This window comes from Fulverythrobacter ferritrahens, from assembly GCF_020539485.1.
GTDB classification, from domain to species: domain Bacteria; phylum Pseudomonadota; class Alphaproteobacteria; order Sphingomonadales; family Sphingomonadaceae; genus Andeanibacterium; species Andeanibacterium ferritrahens.
Map to the genome: position 1 here is coordinate 357593 of NZ_JACDXU010000001.1, position 20214 is coordinate 377806.

The 20214-nt window shown below is 61.5% G+C and carries 30 protein-coding genes; 12 read left to right on the forward strand and 18 right to left on the reverse strand.

Going from position 1 to position 20214, the window contains the following annotated elements; all coding sequences use genetic code 11:
• Window positions 1–18: 18 nt before the first annotated feature.
• Together H0274_RS01650 and H0274_RS01655 are read right to left on the reverse strand one after the other, a co-directional pair.
• Complete coding sequence (locus tag H0274_RS01650) at window positions 19–360, reverse strand: GPW/gp25 family protein (RefSeq protein ID WP_226792584.1); 342 nt, start codon at window positions 358–360, stop codon at window positions 19–21.
• Window positions 357–887 (reverse strand): phage baseplate assembly protein V, encoded by a 531-nt coding sequence (locus H0274_RS01655; RefSeq protein ID WP_226792586.1) that lies wholly within the window; start codon window positions 885–887, stop codon window positions 357–359. The genes H0274_RS01650 and H0274_RS01655 overlap by 4 nt, the downstream gene beginning before the upstream one ends.
• Before the next feature lie 249 nt (window positions 888–1136).
• Here H0274_RS01655 and H0274_RS01660 point away from each other — a divergent pair, with 249 nt between their 5' ends.
• On the forward strand, window positions 1137–4127 hold the full coding sequence (locus H0274_RS01660) for a sensor domain-containing protein (protein WP_226792588.1): 2991 nt from the start codon (window positions 1137–1139) through the stop codon (window positions 4125–4127).
• A 30-nt stretch (window positions 4128–4157) separates the two neighbouring features.
• Here H0274_RS01660 and H0274_RS01665 read toward each other — a convergent pair whose 3' ends face one another.
• The 4 genes from H0274_RS01665 to H0274_RS01680 are packed head-to-tail and all read right to left on the reverse strand — an operon-like array spanning window position 4158 to window position 7611.
• Window positions 4158–4358, reverse strand: a complete 201-nt coding sequence (locus tag H0274_RS01665; protein WP_226792590.1) for a hypothetical protein — start codon at window positions 4356–4358, stop codon at window positions 4158–4160.
• A 14-nt stretch (window positions 4359–4372) separates the two neighbouring features.
• Window positions 4373–6067, reverse strand: coding sequence for a phage tail protein (locus H0274_RS01670; RefSeq protein ID WP_226792592.1), 1695 nt, complete (start codon window positions 6065–6067; stop codon window positions 4373–4375).
• Window positions 6068–6085: 18 nt separating this feature from the next.
• Window positions 6086–6730: a phage tail protein I gene (locus H0274_RS01675; RefSeq protein WP_226792594.1), complete on the reverse strand. Its 645-nt coding sequence runs from the start codon at window positions 6728–6730 to the stop codon at window positions 6086–6088.
• The gene (locus tag H0274_RS01680; protein ID WP_226792596.1) at window positions 6727–7611 is read right to left on the reverse strand and encodes a baseplate assembly protein; all 885 of its coding nucleotides are present in this window, start codon (window positions 7609–7611) and stop codon (window positions 6727–6729) included. The genes H0274_RS01675 and H0274_RS01680 overlap by 4 nt, the downstream gene beginning before the upstream one ends.
• 134 nt (window positions 7612–7745) lie before the next feature.
• Between H0274_RS01680 and H0274_RS01685 the strand changes: the two genes are divergently transcribed.
• From H0274_RS01685 to H0274_RS01710, 6 genes are read left to right on the forward strand one after another with little or no spacing between them, the layout of a single operon-like run.
• Window positions 7746–8996: a hypothetical protein gene (locus H0274_RS01685; protein WP_226792597.1), complete on the forward strand. Its 1251-nt coding sequence runs from the start codon at window positions 7746–7748 to the stop codon at window positions 8994–8996.
• A gap of 3 nt (window positions 8997–8999) precedes the next feature.
• On the forward strand, window positions 9000–9902 hold the full coding sequence (locus H0274_RS01690; RefSeq protein WP_226792599.1) for a hypothetical protein: 903 nt from the start codon (window positions 9000–9002) through the stop codon (window positions 9900–9902).
• A 14-nt stretch (window positions 9903–9916) separates the two neighbouring features.
• Window positions 9917–10114, forward strand: a complete 198-nt coding sequence (locus H0274_RS01695) for a hypothetical protein (RefSeq protein ID WP_226792601.1) — start codon at window positions 9917–9919, stop codon at window positions 10112–10114.
• Window positions 10111–10701, forward strand: a complete 591-nt coding sequence (locus H0274_RS01700; protein WP_226792603.1) for a lysozyme — start codon at window positions 10111–10113, stop codon at window positions 10699–10701. The genes H0274_RS01695 and H0274_RS01700 overlap by 4 nt, the downstream gene beginning before the upstream one ends.
• On the forward strand, window positions 10698–11066 hold the full coding sequence (locus H0274_RS01705) for a hypothetical protein (RefSeq protein WP_226792604.1): 369 nt from the start codon (window positions 10698–10700) through the stop codon (window positions 11064–11066). The genes H0274_RS01700 and H0274_RS01705 overlap by 4 nt, the downstream gene beginning before the upstream one ends.
• A complete protein-coding gene (locus H0274_RS01710) occupies window positions 11026–11268 on the forward strand; it encodes a hypothetical protein (RefSeq protein ID WP_226792606.1) in 243 nt (80 codons plus the stop codon). Before H0274_RS01705 ends, H0274_RS01710 begins: the two co-directional genes overlap by 41 nt.
• Window positions 11269–11295: 27 nt before the next feature.
• Here the strand turns inward: H0274_RS01710 and H0274_RS01715 are convergent, their stop codons facing one another.
• A complete protein-coding gene (locus H0274_RS01715; protein WP_226792608.1) occupies window positions 11296–11640 on the reverse strand; it encodes a helix-turn-helix transcriptional regulator in 345 nt (114 codons plus the stop codon).
• A gap of 22 nt (window positions 11641–11662) precedes the next feature.
• Window positions 11663–11911 carry a type II toxin-antitoxin system RelE family toxin gene (locus H0274_RS01720; protein ID WP_226792610.1) on the reverse strand — a complete coding sequence of 83 codons (249 nt, stop codon included), beginning with the start codon at window positions 11909–11911 and terminating at the stop codon, window positions 11663–11665.
• 295 nt (window positions 11912–12206) lie between these two features.
• On the opposite strand from H0274_RS01720, the gene H0274_RS01725 reads away from it, so the two are divergent.
• The 3 genes from H0274_RS01725 (at window position 12207) to H0274_RS01735 (ending at window position 13002) form a co-directional block, all read left to right on the forward strand.
• Window positions 12207–12476 (forward strand): hypothetical protein, encoded by a 270-nt coding sequence (locus tag H0274_RS01725; protein ID WP_226792612.1) that lies wholly within the window; start codon window positions 12207–12209, stop codon window positions 12474–12476.
• A 138-nt stretch (window positions 12477–12614) separates the two neighbouring features.
• The gene (locus H0274_RS01730) at window positions 12615–12767 is read left to right on the forward strand and encodes a hypothetical protein (protein WP_226792614.1); all 153 of its coding nucleotides are present in this window, start codon (window positions 12615–12617) and stop codon (window positions 12765–12767) included.
• Window positions 12736–13002, forward strand: a complete 267-nt coding sequence (locus tag H0274_RS01735) for a hypothetical protein (RefSeq protein WP_226792616.1) — start codon at window positions 12736–12738, stop codon at window positions 13000–13002. Before H0274_RS01730 ends, H0274_RS01735 begins: the two co-directional genes overlap by 32 nt.
• An 82-nt stretch (window positions 13003–13084) precedes the next feature.
• Here the strand turns inward: H0274_RS01735 and H0274_RS01740 are convergent, their stop codons facing one another.
• From H0274_RS01740 to H0274_RS01760, 5 genes are all read right to left on the reverse strand, one after another.
• Window positions 13085–13690: an SOS response-associated peptidase gene (locus H0274_RS01740; protein ID WP_226792618.1), complete on the reverse strand. Its 606-nt coding sequence runs from the start codon at window positions 13688–13690 to the stop codon at window positions 13085–13087.
• A gap of 31 nt (window positions 13691–13721) precedes the next feature.
• The gene (locus H0274_RS01745; RefSeq protein WP_226792620.1) at window positions 13722–13922 is read right to left on the reverse strand and encodes a hypothetical protein; all 201 of its coding nucleotides are present in this window, start codon (window positions 13920–13922) and stop codon (window positions 13722–13724) included.
• Between the two features lie 646 nt (window positions 13923–14568).
• Window positions 14569–15231 carry a thermonuclease family protein gene (locus tag H0274_RS01750; RefSeq protein WP_226792622.1) on the reverse strand — a complete coding sequence of 221 codons (663 nt, stop codon included), beginning with the start codon at window positions 15229–15231 and terminating at the stop codon, window positions 14569–14571.
• 105 nt (window positions 15232–15336) lie between these two features.
• Window positions 15337–15834: a hypothetical protein gene (locus H0274_RS01755; protein WP_226792623.1), complete on the reverse strand. Its 498-nt coding sequence runs from the start codon at window positions 15832–15834 to the stop codon at window positions 15337–15339.
• Window positions 15818–16171, reverse strand: coding sequence for a hypothetical protein (locus tag H0274_RS01760; protein WP_226792624.1), 354 nt, complete (start codon window positions 16169–16171; stop codon window positions 15818–15820). Before H0274_RS01760 ends, H0274_RS01755 begins: the two co-directional genes overlap by 17 nt.
• An 81-nt stretch (window positions 16172–16252) precedes the next feature.
• Between H0274_RS01760 and H0274_RS01765 the strand changes: the two genes are divergently transcribed.
• Both H0274_RS01765 and H0274_RS01770 read left to right on the forward strand, forming a co-directional pair.
• On the forward strand, window positions 16253–16534 hold the full coding sequence (locus H0274_RS01765; protein ID WP_226792625.1) for a hypothetical protein: 282 nt from the start codon (window positions 16253–16255) through the stop codon (window positions 16532–16534).
• Window positions 16535–16586: 52 nt separating this feature from the next.
• Window positions 16587–17363, forward strand: a complete 777-nt coding sequence (locus H0274_RS01770) for a BRO-N domain-containing protein (RefSeq protein WP_226792626.1) — start codon at window positions 16587–16589, stop codon at window positions 17361–17363.
• Here the strand turns inward: H0274_RS01770 and H0274_RS01775 are convergent.
• The 5 genes from H0274_RS01775 to gpM all read right to left on the reverse strand — a co-directional run bounded on the left by H0274_RS01775 (window position 17360) and on the right by gpM (window position 20159).
• Window positions 17360–18034, reverse strand: coding sequence for a phage virion morphogenesis protein (locus H0274_RS01775; RefSeq protein WP_226792627.1), 675 nt, complete (start codon window positions 18032–18034; stop codon window positions 17360–17362). The two genes, H0274_RS01770 and H0274_RS01775, sit on opposite strands and share 4 nt — an antisense overlap.
• On the reverse strand, window positions 18021–18539 hold the full coding sequence (locus tag H0274_RS01780; RefSeq protein WP_226792628.1) for a phage tail protein: 519 nt from the start codon (window positions 18537–18539) through the stop codon (window positions 18021–18023). Before H0274_RS01780 ends, H0274_RS01775 begins: the two co-directional genes overlap by 14 nt.
• Window positions 18540–18543: 4 nt before the next feature.
• Window positions 18544–18765, reverse strand: a complete 222-nt coding sequence (locus H0274_RS01785) for a tail protein X (protein ID WP_226792629.1) — start codon at window positions 18763–18765, stop codon at window positions 18544–18546.
• A complete protein-coding gene (locus H0274_RS01790) occupies window positions 18765–19241 on the reverse strand; it encodes a head completion/stabilization protein (protein WP_226792630.1) in 477 nt (158 codons plus the stop codon). Before H0274_RS01790 ends, H0274_RS01785 begins: the two co-directional genes overlap by 1 nt.
• A 123-nt stretch (window positions 19242–19364) precedes the next feature.
• Complete coding sequence (gene gpM / locus H0274_RS01795; protein WP_226792631.1) at window positions 19365–20159, reverse strand: phage terminase small subunit; 795 nt, start codon at window positions 20157–20159, stop codon at window positions 19365–19367.
• Between the last annotated feature and the right edge of the window lie 55 nt (window positions 20160–20214).

Consider the following 20214-nt stretch of genomic DNA (forward strand, 5'->3'; position numbering starts at 1 on the left):
GGGGCGGCCTTTCAGTGGCTAGAGGGCTAGGGTGAGGGAGTAAGGCGGCTTGCCCGGCAGATCGGTGCGATAGCCCTTGATGGTCAGTTCCGGGCGGCCCGCGCGGGTCAGCCCAGTCGCGGAAACGCGGGTGGGGCGCACGCGCGGCTCCCACCGGCGGATGGCAATGGCCGTGGCCGCAAACAACAGCAGGGGCAGGGCAGGGCCCAGCGGGGCGTCCACCAGTTTGAACAGATCGCTGCCGAATTCGTGGCGCATCACGCAGCTGCCCTTGGGCGTGGTCAGGATTTCGGCCACGCTCTGGTCAATCTCGGCATCGCCGCTCAGCGCGCGGCCCGTATTGCGGTCCATCGCGCTCATTGCGGGCCTGCCGTGCTGGCACCGCCGGATTGCACGCCGGGGTGAGTATGGCCCTTGCCGCTGATCCCGGCGGCGATCACATCGCTTTGCCCGGTGACCGTGCCATCCACATCGGCATCGCCGCTGACGGCCAGATTGCCGGTGATGGTGACATCGCCGGTAATGTCGATTCCGCCGGGCGCGGCGATCACGATCCCGTCAGCAGTGAGTTTGATCGTCAGCCCATTGGGGCCGTGCAAATGGTGGTTTTCATCGCTGGCGGGCGCGGGGAAGGCGTTGGACAGCAGCCCGCGCAGGATGATCGCCCCGGCGATGTCCGCCTCCGGGCAGATAAGCAGAACCTGTTCGCCCACGCTGGGCGGCGCCCATGTGCGAAACGCGCCCGCCAGTTCTGTCCAGGGCACAGGCGGGGACAGGACTTCGCCGCATTCCACCTCGGCCAGCCCGGCCTCCAGATCGACCGACGCAATCCGGCCAGGGCGCAGCAAATCGCCAATCTTGCCGGGAATGTCGTCCTCGTCTTCCATGAAGGCGAGGGATGGATGCTATAATCGAAAAAATTGAACGACTGTCTTTGTGGTGGTGTCGATCACAAATTCAATAGGTTAATCAAATGTCCTGAGCTCGGTGGTCTACCCCCTGACCTTTAGGGCATATGGTTGGTAGTTAACACATTGGTTACGTTTTGATCATTACGGGCTCTTCGTGCGCATCGCGCCTTTCGGGTCAAACGACAAACATAACAGTGTGTTGCGTGCATAATGAAGAACTCTTGGTTGTTCAGTGACGAGAATGGTCATTCCAATGGAATGGCCATTCTCCGACCTCCAAAAATCGAAAACTCTCTTCGAGATCAGGCCTTTGATGAGCTTGTTCGCCTTGCCGCGTCGATCTGCGAGACGCCGATGGTGGTTCTGAGCCTGCTCGACGAGGATCGGTATTGGTTTAAGGCCCGTATCGGAGTCGATGCCGGCGAAGCGCCAAGAAGTTGGTCTGTGTGTGAGAGTGTTCTCAGCGCGGGCCGCTTTTATCAGTCCAGCAGTCCTGGCGCCCCGACAGTCGGGCACAACTGGTCGTTGATCGACTTGCCCGCGGTGGAGTTCTACGCCGGGACACCGCTTTTCTCGGCTGACGGTATCGCTTTCGGAGCGATCTGCGTCATGTCGAGCTCTGCGCGCCCGTCCGGGCTCAGCGAAAAACAGATACGTGGACTGGAATCGCTGGCAAATCTTGCCACGGCAGTGATGGACCGGCGTGGGACAGAATTGCTTGGTGATCCGATTGCCAATGATCACGCCAAACGTGGCGCGGCGAGTGACAATCTAATTGGAAATCTCCCCGGAACCGTTTTCAGAAGCAGCCTTCAATTCCCCCGCCAGATCAGTTTCCTGAGCGACACCGTCACGCGCCTGACCGGTTACGAGAGGTCGGAATTTCTCACCGGGACCGCGAGCTGGTCAGGTTGCATTGAGCCCGAGGATTTGGCGGTCTTGGAAAATGCCGTCTTGGAGGCAAGCCGGAAAGAAGGCGCTTACGAAGTAGTCTATCGATTCCGCAAGAAGGGAGGCGAACTGACCTGGCTTCGCGAAAGCGGCCTTGTAACCCGCGATGCGGGAACGAGCACGCTTGAAGGTTATATAATAGATTATTCGAAATACAAAAATGCTGAAGCCGCGCTTCTGACAAGCGAAGCCCGAATGGCGACCGTTCTGCGCAACGCAACTGTCGGCATCCTGCATCGGGACATATCGGGCAATATTATCCTGATGAACGAGAAATATGCTGAGCTAACCGGTCGAACGGCGGAGGAGCTTGACGGGTTACACTTCGAGGAGTTCACGCATCCCGACGATCTCAAGGCAACCCTGGATAGCGTTGCAGAGTGTTTGCGCACGGGGCAACCAAGCACCGTAAAAAAGCGCTACGTTCACAAGGACGGCAGTTGTCGCTGGTGCGAAGTGACGATTTCCATGGTGAAAGATGGGGATGAAAGTGCAGCAACTCTGGTGGCGATTGCCAAGGATATTGATGCCGAAATCGCCGCCGAACATGCGATACGAGAGCGCGAGGAACGGCTTTCGCTCGCGGTGGACGCAGCTCAGATGGGCATCTGGGACATAGACCTCCACTCTGGGAAGCAGGTCTGGTCCGCAAAGCTGGTCGATCTGCTGGGACTGAACAAATCCACCGAACCCAATTTGCGGAAATTCCTCGGTCGTCTGGCGGAAGGCGAGATGCACCGTCTGCGCCATCGTCGTCTCCAAATTCGCCGGCGTTATGGCGACCGCGATACGCTGCGCCTTGGCTTTCGATTCAAGGAAGTATTCCAAATTATCCGAGCCGATACGGCCAAGGCTCGCTGGTTGTCCTGTGCTGGCCGCCTGGTGCAAGGCGACACCCCGCAAGGACGCCTGATCCTGAGCTTTCGTGACATCACGAACGAGATCGAGACGCATGAAAAGGTCCGGTGGATCGCTAATCACGACAATTTGACCGGCCTGGCCAACCGTCGAAGCTTTTCTCGGGTGCTTGAGACCCGCCTGAGCGATGGAGGGCGTGTCAGCGGCCCGTTTGCCCTGATCCAGATTGATCTCGATAATTTTAAGGATGTCAACGACACCAACGGCCACGAGGCCGGTGACGCGGTGCTGTGTTCAGTGGCCGACCGGATCCGACCGCTCCTTGATCCAGGTGGATTGCTTGCACGCCTCGGCGGCGATGAATTCGGAATCCTGATCAATAGTGATAGCGAGGGAGTAGCGGCGGAGCATCTGTGCCGCAAAATTGTGGCAACTCTCGGTGATCCGGTTGCTCTGAGCGACGGCCGGGTGGTGGATGTGCGGGCGAGCATGGGGATTAGCCTGTTCCCCGAACAAGGTCGGGACATAAACACATTGCTGCGCCATGCCGATTTGGCACTTTACGCCGCTAAGCGCAGTGGGAAGGGATCCTTCCGCACGTTCAGCGCCAGAATGGCAGACGAGATGAACGAACGATCGTTCATGATTGGCAATGCACGGGCCGCAATTCGAAACGAATCCATCATCCCCTATTATCAGCCCAAGCATTGCCTTCGGACGGGCCGCAGGGTCGGGCTTGAGGCTCTGTTGCGATGGCGCGATGAAGTTGGCGTGATGCGTTCGCCCGATTGCCTGGCGGCGGCGTTTGACGATCACGAGATGGCGACCAAAATCACGGACATCATGCTCGGCAAGATTGCGGACGACATTCAACAGTGGACCCTCAGCGGAATCGACTATGGGCATGTAGCAATCAATGCCACTTCGGCCGACTTGCGCTCGGGGGCGCTGTTTGAAAGAATCTCCGGGGCGTTGGGAAGCCGCAACATTCCGATTGACGCGGTGCAGGTTGAAGTAACTGAAAACGTCCTCATGGAAAGCCGAACCGGCAAGATCATGAAGGAACTGGAAAAGCTGCAGGGGCAGGGCATCACGATCTGTCTGGATGACTTTGGGACAGGATTTGCCTCTCTCGCACATCTGCGGAATTTTCCGGTCGATGTCATAAAGATCGACAGGTCATTCGTCTCGGAAATCCGCAGTTTCAATGGGCGCTATGCGATCGTGGATGCGATCGTTCACATGTGCCGTGCGCTGAACATTCTCACTGTGGCGGAAGGCATAGAGACCCCGGACCAAGAGGATTACCTCCGGTCAGTGGGATGTAATCTCGGCCAAGGTTTTCTGTTCGGGCGAGCTCAATCCGCGGATGAAGTGGCGAAAGCGAAGCTTTTTCACGTGGCGTAACTAGCTTCGCCAGATCAGATATTTGGCGGCCTAACCAATAATCCCCCGCTCGATTTTATATTCCACCCCGCGTGCCTGGGCGTCGATCAGCTCGCGCGTGGCCTTGCGGTCGTAAGTGCCATCCGCGTCCAGGGCGGCATTGATCAGGCGGCGGTGGCGCACCTTTTCATGTGTGAAGGTCACCGGCACTGTGCGGGTTTCCGGGTCGAATTTGCCGATAGAAATCTTCATGGGATCGTCCTTTCTCAAACGCCTCTGGCGGACCATTCCACCTGCTGGCTGATCCCCTCCACATTGCGCAGGGTGAAGCCGCTGTTGTTCTTGGTGGTCCAGCCCACATTGTCCTGCGTGCCGCCGCTGGCGCGGATCGAAACGCCCAGACTGAGGTTCACCCAGCTGGAAAAGCCGCCATTGGGAAAACTGACATTGGTGGTGCCGCCTGCCGGAACATAGGCACTGCCCCACATTTCCTTGAAGCCGTCCGCATACACGCGATAGCCGGTGGCGGCATAGCTCCTGCTGGCGATGCGATCGAAATCGCCGGCGTGGTAACCGTCCAGCGTATCGGCATCCAGCCCGGATCCCGCGCCGTCCACTGTCACCAGCTTTGCCAGCAGCGCCGCCGCCGTCACCAGCTGATCGACATATTGCTTGGTGGCCGCATGGAGATTGGACGTGGGCGCGCCGGACAGGGTCAGCCGCCCTGTCATGGTGTCGCCCGCGCGGTTCACGGGAGTGAAGCCCAGCGCGGCCCCGGCCACGGCATTATCGACATAGCCCTTGTTCGCCGCATGCATCGTGGCGCTGGGCGCGGCGTTGAGCGTCAGGAAGCCGCCCATGGTGTCGCCCGCACGATTGACAGGCGTGTAACCGATCCGGCCAAGGATAAGGGCGGCGGTCACGAAGCTGTCCAGGAATTGGGCCGGGGTCTGCCCGCGCCATAGATCGGCATCCAGTCCGGACCCTGCGCCATCCACGGTCATGAGCCGGGCCAGCAGGGCAGCGGCGGCCACCTGATCATCCACATAGCCCTTGTTGGCCGCGTGCATGATGTTCAGCGGCGCGTCGGACAGGGTCAGGCGTCCGGTCATGCTGTCGCCCGCCCGGTTCACCGGAGTGAAGCCGATCCCGGCGCCCGCCACCAGATCATCGACATATTTCTTCGTGGCAGCATGCAGATTGGCCGTGGGCGCGCCGGGCAGGGCAAGCGGCCCTGCCATGCTATCACCCGCCTTGTTGACTGGCGTGAAGCCAAGCCGGGCCAACACCAGCGCGGCAGTGATCTGGCTATCCACGAATTGCGCCGGAGTCTGGCCGCGCCACAAATCCGCATCCAGCCCAGATCCGGCCCCATCATTGCCGGGGTGCCAGATGCCGCTATTCCCGATGCCGAAGCGGGAATTCAGCCATGCCGTGACGGCTGCCAGCAGGGCGGCGGGCGGCACGGCCCGTTCGGCATCCATGCCCGCCTGCGCCTCTGCCGGCGTCGCCAGCTCCACCACGCCAAGCCGCTCAGTGGTGGCGGGCGGATTGAGGAAGTTGGTATCGCCAAAGCTCAGCAGCGCAGCATCGATATTGGCAAAGCGCGCATCGATTGCCAGCAACATCATGGAAGCCGCCGCCTTGGCGATGATCGGTTCTTCCTGGCCATAGATGGCGAACAGGGTTCCATCGGCCAGATAGAGCCCGACACTGCGCATGGTATAGCTATCGGCGCTGTCATCGCGCACGATCAGGTGAATGGTGCCATCATCCACCTGATCGCCGGAAAGCGTGGCCAGGCGCTTCACTTCGCCCGGCAGGCTGGTGAGGGCAGGGGCAGGGGCCAGCGCAGCTTCGGACAGGCCGAAAGCGGCGATGGCCACTGGCGCGGTGCCTGTGTGCTGGGCATTCACCAGCGCGGCAAAGCCCATATTGGTGACAGTCAGGGTAAAGGCCATCGCGGGATCCTTGGATGGTCAGACCGGAATGGGCGCGGTCAGCAGCTGGCCGCTATCGGGGTCGGTCAGGAATGCGCCGCTGTCCGGATCGGAAAGGACGTTGGACAGGTCGATTTCAGGGGCGGAAATTGCGGTGAAGCGCAGGCGGGCATAGGCCACGGGACGGGCGGCCATGGCGAGTGCAGGGGCAGCTTTCGCTTCCAGTCCCTGGGTAAAGGTGAAGTGCCGGGAAAGCGGCTTGGTCCGCTCGATCTCGCGAATGACGGAGGTGAGATATTCCTCGCTGGGCGGTGCGCCCGCCACGGCGGCCAGTGACAGCACGACATTGAAGGTGCCGGGTTCTGCCGGCGGATCGGTTTGCCACCATTCGCGAATGGCAATGGCCGCGCCAAAGGCGCTGATGGCCTGCTCCACTGAGGCCAGCGTTCCCTTGCGCCGGTGGATTTCGATGGAATTGGCAATCACCGCGCGGCGCACGGCGATGGGCCAGCCCGCATCCCAATTATCGACCGAGAAAGACCAGGCGAGCCAGGGCAGCAGATGTTCCGGGCAGCGATAGGGATCCCAATAAGTGCGGATGGTCTGGTCCGGCAAAGGCGGCAGGGCCACGGCCTGTTCCAGTGCCCGCATCTGCGAGCTGGCATTGGGCGGCAGGATGCTCATTCGGCAATGCCCGCATGTGAAATGGCAATGCCGGTGCAGATCGCCGCCTGCGTATCGTCCAGCACGATGTCTTCCGCCGGGGACAGGATGGAGACATTTTGCGCCCCGCCCACGAATAGCGCCGAATTGATGGCCGCGCGGGTGATGTCCCGCCCGATCTTGCGATTATCGGCCACGAATTGTTCAATCCGCGCCTGGGCATTGGCCATGACTATGGAGGCATCCGGCCCGGCGAAGCTGGTGATACGCGCTTCGATTGCATAGGGCACGATCGTGGCGGATTGCACCGTCACCCGGTCGCCAATGGGGCGCACTGTCTTGTCGGACAGGGCAGCGGCAACCGTGGCGATCAGCTCGGGCGATGCAGTGCCCTCGGCCGCGCGGGACAGCACATAGATTTCAACTTCCGCCGGGGCGGGGCTGCGCGCCGTAACCGATGCCACCTGGCTATCCGCCGTCAGCGCATAATAGAGATATGCCCCTTCCGGTCCGGCCACTGAATAGCCTTCCGGCGCCAGCGTGATGCGGAAGCGCAGATCGGCATCCGATTCCATGACGGCGGGCAGGTTCTGTTCGGGATCGGCGGGGGAAATCTGCAGCCTCTGCACGCCAAAGCGTGCCCCGATCTGGTCCAGATCCGCGCCCGTGGCATAGGCCAGCATCGCGCCCACGGCATCGTCATTGGCCTTTTGCCGGTCCAGCAGGCGGAACCATGCCGCCACCTGCAGCACGCGCATGGCAGGATCGCTCTCCACCGGCACGAAATCGGGGAACAACTCCTGATATTTGGCCAGCATCTCGGCCAGGATCGCCTCGTAATCCAGCGGATCGACGGCGACCGGCGCGGGCAGTTGGGAAAGATCGATGGCAGTGAAGGGCATGGGCGCACTTCGCCACTTGCCTTGCGCGACTGCCAGCGGGCCCCTTTGTGATGGCGGGCACCACAAGGGCCGCCGGTAGAGAGGAGCGTGGGGGCGGGCAAAGGTGGGAATGTAACCACTGCCAGAGGGCCCCCATGTCGCAGCCATCCCCCTTCAAAGCGCTTGATGAAGATGTGATTGCGCGCAGCGGTGGGGAGACGAAAAGCGATCTGGAACAACGCTTCGGCTCGCTTCGCCTCCGCCCGTTTTACCACGCCATCTATTCCCACGCTTTGGTGGACGAGGCGGATAATATCCTTGCCCTGATTGAGCGGGCCACCGGCAAGTGGAAGCTGTTCCTCACCGATGATGCCGGGGTGCCGCCGCTGGGAGGCGGGGTGCGCTTCATGCCCATGCCCGAAAGCTCGGGCTATCTCTTCGGCCTGATCGACAGCGCCGATCAGATGCTGGGCGGCGTGCTGCTGAACGGCAGATGGCGCATTGCGCTGGACGATAGCGCGATCATCCCTGCCGGGACGGTGCTGGCGGCCATCACCCAGAATTATCCCGTGCTGGCCAATGGCGGCATTTCCGGGCCGGACATTGCCCGCATCGGGGATAGTCTTACCGCGCAGGCAGGCACGAGCAATCTGGCCGCGCTGACCGGGCGGACGGTGCGCAATCTGGGCGTCGGCGGGGAGACTGCCCGCACCATTGCCGGGCGCTTCGGATCGTGGCCCTGGCTGGCCACCATCTCCGGCGGGGCCATTCCGGCCAGCGGCGGCGTGGCCGTTACGCTCAAGAGCATGGATGGGGGCGATGTCGCCCCGCTGATGCAGGGCAGCGCCGGAGTAAATCCCTGCAGCATCGCCGGGGTAGTGGGCACGCTCAGCCTTGCCGGAGGAATTTACACCTTCACTCGCTCAAACAGTGGCGCCGAAGTGCCAGTGCCTTTCCCGGCCCCGGTAGTGACCGATGCCTATGCCAATCGCCGGGGCGACATCCTGATTATCAAGATCGGCCAGAACGGCGGCTATGCCGACACCGAGCAGCTGCTGGCGATGATCGATTCCATCGTCAACAGCCAGACCCGGCCGGTGCGCCGCTTCCTCGTGATCGGCTTCACCACGGCCACTCTGGCGGGCCGCGCGGCGGTGCATGGCGCGATGCTGAACCGCTATGGCCGATGCTTCGTCAACTCGCTGGCCTATCTCTCCAGCTATGCCGCCCTGGCGCAGGCCGGGATCGCGCCCACTGAGGCTGACGATGCCGCGATTGCCAATGGCAGCCTGCCGCCCAGCTTCTTCGTCAATTACCCCTCCGACCCGACTCACATGAACGCCGCCGGTTACGGGCAGGAGGATTTCTTCATCAACCAGCGCCTGCGCGAACTTGGATGGATCTGAACTATGGGCTCTGCACTTATGCTCGCCGGCGCGGCCAGCGCCTCTCCTCTCGGCAAATATCAGCCTTACGAGGGAGTGTGGGATAGCACCGTGGCCCTCTGGGATGCGGGCTTTGCCCCGCTTGAGGAAATTCCCGCGCATAATGCCGTCCTGCCCAATCTGATGCGGGAGCGGATGGCGGAGATTACCGGCCTCTCCCTGGCCGATTGCGACTTCACGATCGACAACACGCTTTCCGCAGGCTTCGCCGCTGCCGAAGTGACCGAAAAGGGCGGCCTGCATGTCGCCTCCACTCAGGCGGGCGAACAGAACGCCATCTGCAATTTCGGTGCGCTTTACAGCCAGCCCTTTGCCGAATGGCTGATGGGCCAGACCGATGCCGGCGCCGATTACGGCGTGCTGTTCACGCTCTGGCACCGGCCGACGCGGGCGCTGGTGACGGCAGGCAATACCGCGCCGCAATCGCTTGCCCATCTCTGCAATACCACCACGCCCAGCATCAACCGGCTTTACGTGATGCAGAATGGCAGCGGCCTGCTGCCGGGCTCCGCCCTGATTGCCGGGCAAACCCACAATGCACTTGATATGCCGGGCGTATCGGCGGTGGGCAGCCAGGGCTGGTCTGGAGCCAAGCCGGCGAATTTCTCGCTCCGCAGCGGAAGGGTGTTCTTCAACGGCGGCGCGCAGGGCGGATGGGCCACATCGAACTACAACAAAGCGGGCAGCGGGATCTTCTACCGCGCCCAGCTGGACCTTGTGGACCTGTCAGAGATCGCGGGGGCCACTCTGGCTGACAAGGCAAGTGCCATGCTCGCCGCCATCAACACGCTGGCTGCGCGCGACTTTGCCGAAGGCGGGCGCTTCCACGGGGACGAGTTCACCCCGGCCGCCACTCTCAAGCCCTGATCGGAGCGGCCGACATGCGCGATTTCTTCAGCAATCTGTCCAGCGGCACCAAGCACACGATCGATGCCGTGTCGATCGGCACGGTGGTGGCTTCCATCGTCCAGTGGCTCCCCTCCATCGCGGCGCTGCTCTCGGTCGTATGGACGGCCATCCGCATTTACGAAACGCCCACTATCCAGCGCTTTGTGCGCCGGGGGGAGGGGCAGCCATGAGCCGGGGCAAGCTCTCCCTCGCCATGCTGGTGGGCAGCGGGGTGGCGCTCGCCCTGGGCGCCTTCATACCGATGGAGGAAAGCGGCCGCAGGGTGGAAGCCAGCATGGGGCAGGCCGGGCAATTGCAGATCCGGCACATTTCCGGGCGGCAATATCTCACGGCCTATCTGGATATGGTGGGCGTCCCTACGGCCTGCGATGGCATCACCACCTATCAGGGGCGGCCCATTCTGCCGGGCATGAAGTTCACCGAAAGCCAATGCGCGGCCATGCTGGAAGAGGAACTGGTGAAACATGCCGCCGCCGTGATGGCCTGCACACCCGGCCTCGCCCTGTCCGGCGATCCGGTGATCGAGCGCCGCCGCGAAGGCCCCCGCTTCGCCGCTGTCTCGCTCGCCTATAATATCGGCCCCGGCCGCTATTGCGCCTCCACCGCGCGGGCCCGGTTCAACGCTTTCGACTATCCCACCGGGTGCAGCGCTATCACCTGGTGGAACCGTGCCGGTGGTGCCGTTTCGCGCGGCCTGGTCGCCCGGCGGGCGCGGGAGGCCAAGGTGTGCCGGGAAGGGCTGGGGGCGCTCCATTGACCGGCCCGTGGCGCAAACTGGCTCCGTGGCTGATCGGGGTAGCATTGCTTGGCCTTGGCATGTGGTGGCTACTCGCCACGGCGACTGGCGGGAAATCCGCCAAAGTGGATGCCCGGCTGAACCGCAATCTTGCCGGTGCGGCCATGGAAAGCGGCAGCGATGCCGTGGCCGCCATCGGCGGGCAGATCGCCAGCGAGGCTGCTGCCGATAGTCTCTCATCGGAGAACGCACATGAAATCCGTTCCGCACCGGGCGCAGATGCGCCTGTGGACCCTGCCGCCCATGCTGCTGGCCTGCACAGCCTGTGTAAGCGCGCCGCCTATCGTGGCCGCCCCGAGTGCCTGCAGCCGCCTGCTGCCCGATGAATGGCAGGAGGGAGTGCCAGGCGCGGAACTGCCGGCAGGCCAATCGCTGGCGGACTGGATGATCTTTGGCGATGCCCAGACCGGCCAGCTCGACAAGTCGAACGATCGCTATCGCGCGGCAGTGGGCATCGTGGCGCGGTGCGAGGAACGGGACCGGCAAGCCGTCAAGGCCAGTCGCTCCCGGCTGTTCGGTGTCTTTTAAGGGCGCGGACATAGGTCCGGCAGGGAGCTAGACCAGATCGTCAATCGCCACGTTCAATGCGGTGGCCAGCTTCCTGACCGTGTCAATCGATCCGGATTTGCGGCCCGCTTCGATATCCACGATCTGCACCCGGTTCACGCCCGAGAGTTCGCCCAGCTGGACCTGAGACAACCCACGCAATTCGCGGAAGACGCGCAGCGGGCTTTCGCCATCCAGAATTCGGCGCACGGCATCTTCCGGAATGAGTTCATCATCGCCAGCGGCCAATGCGGCCTTGGCGCGATCATACGCGCGAAGGTCCGCGAAATCTTCCGCCGTTTCGATAAGCCGGTCATATTCCGCCCGGCTGATAGTGACCATTTCGCCCATCATGTTCCTCCTTGAATTGAGGGGCTTATTCATAAATCCCGCCACGCGGGCCAATTTCGAGAACCGCCAGAACGATGCCATCCTCCATGATGACACGCCAGTCACCCACTCGCAGCCGGATGCCGTCACGCCCCTTCAACTCGGTTACATTATTGGCGAGTGAAGCAGGATCGGCGGCATATTGCTGGACCTTGGCCCTGATGCGCGCCGCGACATTGGCAGGCATCCGGCGCAGAGCCCTGAGAGCGTTGCGGGTATAGACGATCTCTTTCATGTCCGGGATGTAGCCTAGGGCTACAATGTAGTCAAGGGCTACATTGCATTACGCACGGAATTCAGGCTGTTGTTTGGACGCTAAATTGCGTCGGCGCAGGCACCAGCGGATGCTATAATCCCCTCCATGCTGGCTGTTCTCAAAATTGCGGTTCTGCTGGGCATCGCCTGCCTTGGCTTCCTTGCGGGCAAGCTGGCCGTTCGGGTGATGAGGGAGCATGCCCGGTCACGCGAGCGCTGAACGAGTGGCTCCGAGCCATATTGGCCGAATCGAATGTTCCGATTATGTTCTGCTCATGGTCAGACGAATGGTCCCCTATTGGAAAACCCGTATCCAGCAATATCCGATCAGAGTGGCGCTTGAGCCGCCTGCTCCGGATCGCGGCTTTGGCCATGTGCTGCTTGAGGCTCAGGAATGGCTCAATGAGAATGTCGGCGGGCAGAACCATTTCAGCTTCGGCGGCTACTGGTATTTCCGCACTGTCGCGGATCTGGCCGCGTTTCTCGAGGCGTTCCCCCAGCTACGATTGAAAGACCCGCAGAATGAGGGGACAAGACCTGAATGAGGGTCCGCTTCCAGGAGGCTTTGTGGGGAGGCTGAATGGCCGCATTGTTGTGGAAAGCGGCCATGAGAAACTCGTCATCCTGAACTTGTTTCAGGATCTATTTTTCCGGATCGAACGGCAGCCTGTGGGGAAAGATGGATGCTGAAACAAGTTCAGCATGACGACAATGCAAACGTCCGCAATGCTGTCGTGTCCGGAACGGCAGCATTCGGCGACTTTGTTGTGGAAAGCGGACATTCACTGATGCTAGCAAAGCGCAATGCAGGTGAGCCGCCAAACCATAACGAATGACCGTGATGTGCCCATCTACGTGTCCATTGAGCCGACGCCCGAATGCTACGAACTTGAACCCGGCGAGAAACTAACTCTTATCTTCCAAGTCCCGGAAGATGGCGACGCCTTGGAGGTGAACTTCATCAATGAGCGGGAGCTAGTCGTCTGGCCGGGCGGGCATCTCGACGAGCCAGAGGTTCTGATAAACGGAGCTTCCGCAGAAGGACGAAGCTGGACTTTCAAACACAAGTAAGCCGCATGTCCGCAATGGTGTCGTGTCCGGAATGGCGGCTTCCGGACAAATCCAGCAGGAAACCGCCGCACTTTCACTCGGTCTAATCCGCGTTCCAGCGCACGGGCGTCTGCTCGATCGACATCACCCCGGAGTAAGGCTGGCACAGTGCAAAGGCTTGCTCCGGCGTGCCGTTGGTCCATTCGGAACAAGTGGCGGGCGGCAACACCACCGGCATGCGATCATGAATTTCAGCCGTTTGTGCGCAGGGGGCGCAGGTAACCATCGAATAGACTGGCCCCCATTCGTCGCTTTCGCGCCAGATCCCTGCAATGGCGAGCAAATCCGCGCCCGGCACGCTCAGCCAGGTGCGCGTCATGCTGCCATAATCGCCCTCTGCCTCTGCGAAGGCCGTGGCGGGGATCAGGCAGCGGCGGTGCAGGAAGCTGTCGCGCCAGAAGGCGGAATGGAGCCGATCGTCGCGCGTATTGGTGACCACCTTGGGCTTGATCGCCTTGCCGGTGCGCTTGCTGACCTGGGCGAGAGGAAAGCCCCAATTCATCACCCGCACTTCCCCCTGGGCGACGACCAGGCCGGTATAGCCGGGAAAGATCAGCTCGGCATGGTTCGCGCCCATCATGCGGTCCGTTGCGCCGAACCATTGGGCCACTTCCGCTCCGGCCTGGCTGAGCTTGTAGAGGTTGCACATGGCGGCAGGCTGGCCGCCGTCGCGTGGAATGTCAAAACTTCCGCAGGTCGAAGCCTTCGTCCTTCCAGCGTTTCGTGCGTCGCTTGGGTTTGGGAAGCCGCACATAATACCATTCAATCGGCATTGGTGCCTTGCCCACCATTCGATAGGCCGCATTCTTCGCAAGCTGGGCAAGGATCGAACTGGCCCACAATACGCCAATGAAGGTGAAGGCGAAAATAACTCCGTTCACCAAACCGCCGGATGGGATGAGCCTTTCAAGCAGCAGACCGGCCCCATAACAGCCGAGGAGAATGGCGCCGACGGAGAATACGGTGCTCAGAGCCACAAGGACGAGCCGCTGCCCCTTGAGGGGACGTCGATTGCCTGCCAAGGCCGCGCTCAGGCCAGCATAAGCAATTATGCCAATCGACCATATAGCGGCGCTCCAAACGGCGATTTCCGTAAAGGTCGGCTTCATCCTTGGCCCCTGAGTGACGATTTCGCTCGGTAACCATTTACATTAACGCATCTGCCGGTTCACCTGTTTTCTTTGCTTAATAATTTCAAATTAGAACGCTTGTCCGGAAGGGCGGATTAACCACTACCGCTGACGAATGGCGTGGATGGAGCTGGATCGAGGCGCGCCAACGCCAACGCCTGATTTCAGTTTTCCACGCCTGCTCCGGAGGCATGGGCAAGGTGATGGTGGGTTTTCCGTCCCGATCCGCCTCGATCATCTTTGGGCGCACCTTGCCCGGTAATTCGCCAGGCAACAGGTGGCGGCGACCCTGCCGGCTAGAGAGTAACTCATTCAGGAACGAACGAAGAACGACGGGGCGTAGGCAAGCCGGGTGCGGAGCGGATGCGCCGAGTGGACCCGGCGGAAAAGCGGGCCTCTAGCGTCGGCCGCGATAGGGTTCGCAGGCGATTCCGTCATTATCGCCATCCATTTCAGGACGATAGCCGGGCTGGCCGCGATAAAGCGGGGCGGCGCCTGCTGCGCGTGCCTCGTTGCAGTTGCGATAGAAGACTGCGGGCCGGGCAGGTGCCGCATTCCTGATGGCCCGTTGGGGCGGGGCAGCCCTGCTGTATTTTTCCGGGTGGGCGGCGCGATAATCGGCCGGCATCTGGAATTGAGAGCCCCAGATGCCCAGGCGGTTCGTACGGGCGAGTGCCTCGCTATCGACATAGGCGAGAGAGAAGTCGGGCAGGGCGACCACCATGCCCAGCCTTGCCTGCTCGTCCGCCATATCGATGCCGCCGGCGCGGCACAAGGCTACGGGTCGGCCGAAATTGTCGCGGCTCTTTTGCTCGCATTCCACTTGTTTGCCGTCAACCAGGGCCGCCAGCGCGGCCTTGGAAGCCTGGCCGCATGCCCAATCGCCTCCATCGCGCAGGCAGGTCTGTTCAGCCTCGGGCGCATCCACGCCGTGCAGGCGGATGCGGAAACCATCCATCCTGAGCGTGTCCCCGTCGATCGCTTGGGCCTTGCCGGTGATCAGCTGGGCGAATGCGGGGGCTGGCAGAAGTGTAAGCGCGAGAGCGAAAGCCCATTTCATTGGAGCGCTTTCCAGCGTCTTCCTGTTTGCCCAGTCGTTCCACATGACATGAGAAGTTATCGCTCCAGCATGTTCGAGCAATGAACCACCCGAAACCGGCATCGGCTAAAGGATGGCATTTACGGCAGTTAAGGCCCCACCTATGAAGCAGCTCAAGGAAATCACGGAGAGGGCAATTGCACCGTAGAGTGCTTTGTTGCCCCTGCGCAAATAGAGGTCTGGATCATACTCCGGCGTATCGTCTGAAAGCTCTCGATTTCCGTTTTCGGAAACCGCAGACGCATAGAATAAGAACGCATTCTGCGAAAAATAGGCACAGAAATATGCGATTAGGGTGGTAAAGATTCCAAAGCCGAAGCAGAGCATCGCGTCTTTTATCAGTTCCGGGTGGGCAACAGCTCCTTTGTTGCCGATGAAGGTAAGAAGCGAGATAATCGCTCCCCCATTCACCAGCATTAGACTTTTTAGAGTCGCCTGACCAAGCTGGTTGCCGACCTCCGAACGGTGGCGCATTTCAGCTACGTTGTGTTCAATCGATCGTTCGAGATATGACCGCCGAGCATTGCTGAGTGAACTTTTATTTTCGTTATTTGCCACGCTCATGCTTCAGCCCTTCTTTGATAAGGTGGCGGATCGCTTCGGGCAGGGATAGCTCGTCGGGAAGCGACTTTCTCCACTGCTCTATTGAGTGCTTTTCCGAGGCATCTAATCCCACAATCTGGGGATCCAGACCGACGTCCAATTGGCGATAATAATCAAGCATTGGGCCGATCAACCGCCGGACGGCTTCTGGTCGAGATGGATAAGGGGGGGGCACTCTGACAATCCACTCATCAATTCGCGCCAGCATTTCAGGTTGGAACCGTGTGCCTACCAAAGTGCCCGTCTGGTCCGGGCGCCTTTTTTGTGTTTTCGTGTTAACATCAATTGACTTGCTCATGCTTTCGCGTTAACACGAAAGTGGGCCGGAGGGAAGCGGCAACTTCCACCCCGGCCCTAACTCGAACCATGGAGCGAACCCATGCCTCAAGCTGGACGCCAGAATACCGGCAAGTCCGTCGCAGTGCAAATTTCCGCGCGCGGCTATGTCGTCGATGAAGATCAGGATCTCGCGCTGAAAGATGCTTCCACCGCGCTGATGGCCCTCGCGCTGATCTGCGATGAAGCAGGGGATCGCTTCGCTGAACTCGATGGCGGTGACTTCGCTGCGATCTTCCGCACTTTCGGCCGCCAGATCGAGCAGGTGCGCGCGTCCGCACCCTATACTCTGAAATGCGATGCCCGCCCCCGCGAACTGCATTGAGGGTGCGGGTGTTACGCCCACACGTTTCGAGCATTGAACACTAGGAACGCATATGAATAACGAACTCGCGCTTTTTGAATTCGGCGGCAGCACCGTTCGCGTCGTCCATCTCGGCGATCAACCCTGGTGGGTCGCAACGGATCTTGCAGCCGTGCTTGGTTACCGAAACGCCTCTGACATGATCCGGAAGCTGGATGATGACCAAAAGGGTACGCACAAAGTGCGTACCCTTGGAGGCGATCAGGAAGCCACCGTTGTCAATGAAAGCGGTATGTGGTCCTGCGTCATTCGCTCACAACGAGATGAGGCCAAGGCCTTCCAGCGCATTCTGACGGGTGACATACTTCCCTCTCTCCGCCGGCAGGGCTTTTATGCATTGCCTGGCGTGCATATTTCGCCCCCAGCCAGCGTGGCCGAGCTGCTGCGCGTGGGCAACGCACTCAAGAAAGAGCGCGATCCCCGGATGCGCGCCATGCTCGAACATCGCCTCGATCAGATTGCGGATAGCTGGAACGTCGCGCGCGTCCCCCATGGCTCCATCGGATTTGCCGATCCCGATTATTCGGGTGTGTTGCAGGAATTCTGGTCCGCCGTGAATGGGCTGGAAGAGGCGGGGCTGACTATCAATCACAGCCGCCGCAACCATCTGATTGCCCTGTATCTGCCGGAAATTCGGCGTCACTTTGCGGAAGTGGGGGTGCCCATCGACGTGGACCGTTCGCTTACCCTTGCTCTGCGTTCGTCGAAGAACCCGGAATTTGTGGCCGACAAACCAGTGAATTGCCCGGACGGTGCGGTCCGCCATTGTTGGGTATTCTCGCGGGCCTAGCTGCCCGCCAGATGCTCGATAACAACATCCAATAATGCTTCCCGCTCGGCCGCCGTCATCCCTAGAAGCTCGCGCCGGGCATAGCGGGTTTCGCGGGCAAGGGGCGCTGGCCTGTCTTTCAGGCCATATTGGTGGATGTTAGCCACTGCCGCCGCCATGCCGCCAAATCCGATCCATGCCTCCTGATCGTTTTGCCCGGCGCGGATTTCCCTGCCGATTTTCTTGAACATCGCCTGCTGGCGGATCGTGGTCCGTTTGCGGATGCGGCCTGCGAATTTGTTTTCTTCTGTCGGATCGACATCCAGAAACTTGAGGATTTTCTCCTTCTTGAAGGTCCGTTCCTCGCCCACCTGGATGTCGTGGCCGATGTAATAATCGCCCTGCTTCTTCCAGCTTTTCATGAACGCCAGGCGAGGTTCTCCGCTGCCGCCAGAGGGATAGAGGAACTTCAACGCGAAATTCACCGGCTTTGGCGGCACCGGCTTTTTCCGAGGGGCAAAGGCCGAGCCATCCGGGTTACGCTGGGCCCTGATCCGTTCCCGCTGCTGGCGGCGCATGGTGGTGGTGATCTGGCGCAGCAGCTTGCGCCGCGCGGCGGGTTCCAGCGATTTGAGGATACCGCCTACGAAGCCTTCCAGCTCCGCAAGGTCGCCCCCATCAACCCCCGCCATTATCCGCATCCGGATGGCCGACAAGGAATTCGCTGGCGGGCGGGCCCGGCGCCCAGATCTGGCGCAGCAGCGCCACATTGTCCGCCAAAGGCGCAAGGTAATCGGGCAGGCTCTCGTCCCGCACGCTCATGGCATAGGTGCCATCCGGCCTGGGCAGCACGTCCACCGCTTCGGACAGGGGCAGAGTGATTTCCACATCGGCGGCGCCATTGTCGACCGGATCGACGCGGAATTGCAGCGCCTGCACTCCGGTTTCATGGTTCAGCAGCAGATCGGGCTGTTGGCTGCGCAGCCACAGGGTTAGCGGCAGAAACAGCTGCTGTGGCGCGCTGCGGAAATCGAGCAGCACCAGGTGCAGCGTGTAGCGGATTTCGAAGCCCAGATTGGGCCCGTGGCGGGCTGCGATGGTGCCATTATTCACGAAGATGGACAGCGCATCCGGCTCTCGCCCCAGCTCGGGCAAGGCCTCAGTCAGGAAGGCGCGCAAGTGGTCGGGCTTCTTCACTGGCTCAATCCCACAACTGGATCATTTCGCGCTGTTTCACGCGCGGCGCGGTGAGATTTGGCAGCACCACTTCTTGCCCCTCGGCCAGTGTCGGCCCCTGCGCTGCGATGCCGCGGTTCATCGCCAGCGCCTGTTCCACCACGCCTTCGGTCTGGCCCAGCACGCGCCAGCACAGGGCGGACAGGGTTTCGTCCTGCAGGGCCATGGCCGTGACGGTGGCGGGCATCAGATCAGCTCCACGGCGGTGCGGGTGCGGCCCAGAATGTCCCGAATGGCATGGGTGGCATTGCGGCGATGATCCTCTGCCCGCAAATCCAGCTCGCCCAATGCCGCCTGCCCTGTGCCGGTGGCCGTCACGTCGCGATGGGTTTCCACCAGATCGGCCGTGGCCATGGCATAGACCGCGCGGCGCCACAGCAGCACATTGCGCTTCTGCGGGCCGATCTGGACGGATGGCACGGCGGCAAGGCTGGCAAAGCCGCGTTCTTCCTGCGCAGCGCGCCATTCCGCCAAATCGCTTTCCACGGCCATCAGGGCGCCCAGCAGGGCATCGCTCAGGCGCGGCGTGGGGATCAGCGTCCCGCCGATCCGCTGCGCATCGCGGAAATGGTTGATGTCGATATCCGGCCAGAACGGGCCGCAGGCCAGCAGCTCGCCCGGTGGCGTGGCGGCAGGGGCAGGGGAGGAAACGAAGCCGTTCAATCAAGCCTCCGCTGAAATGTGGGCAGGGGGAAGAAGTGGGGGGTGGGGACCGGGATCGTGGGGGACAAGGCAAAGGCCCGGCCCCGATCCCGTTCCGCCCCCCGGCGCCGGGGCGCGAGCTGGTTATTCGGTCGCGGCATCCGCATCTGCCGCCGGGGCAGCGGCCGGGGCAGGTGGGTGCTTGTTGAGCCAGGCGGTAAGCCGCTCAATATCCTTCACCACGCCGATCTTCGGTTCCAGCTGCAATGCGCGCTGGAACAGAGCGAGGGCGGCCTTGCGGGAGGCATGCGGCGCGCCCGCCGGTGCATTGTCCGGGTCAGCGTCCGCCGCCTGGGCGATCCGCACCAGCTGCTGCGCCTGTGCCTTGGCCAGCTTGGCGCGCACGGCATCGGGCATGTCGAAATCGCCGGTCAGTTGGTCGGCGCGCTGCAGCACTTGTAGCGGGAAATCCCGGTCGATCCTGGCAGCTTCCAGCGCGGCTTCCGCGATCAGCTCGGCCACCAGCGTGGCGGGGGTGCGCTGGAAACGGGCGGGGAGGCGCAGGCCGAAGCCCAGCACATGCTCGGCAATGTCCAGCCCGCGATCGTAATCCCCGATGTCGAGCCGCCAGATCATCATATTAACCAGCAATTCGTCCTGCACGGCCTTGCCGCTGTCGATCGCGGCGGCCAGCGTGGCATCGACATGCGCGTCATAGGCGCCGATCATTTCGCGCTTGGCGGCAATCTTCCCTTCGGTGGACTGGATGTCCTTCAGGCGGCGCATATCCTCGCCCAAAGCGGCCAGCAGCAATTCATATTCCGTGGCGGCGGGGCCGCTCTCCTGCCGTTCGGGCGCGAAACCGGCGGCGCTGGCCTGTTCAACGGCTTCGCGGGCGAGAACGGATTGCTTGAAACGAGCGGCGGGGCTCAGGCGCATGAGTCAAAATCCTGAATGAGCGGAAGGGGTGTCGGGGGAGAAGGTTGCCCCTCTC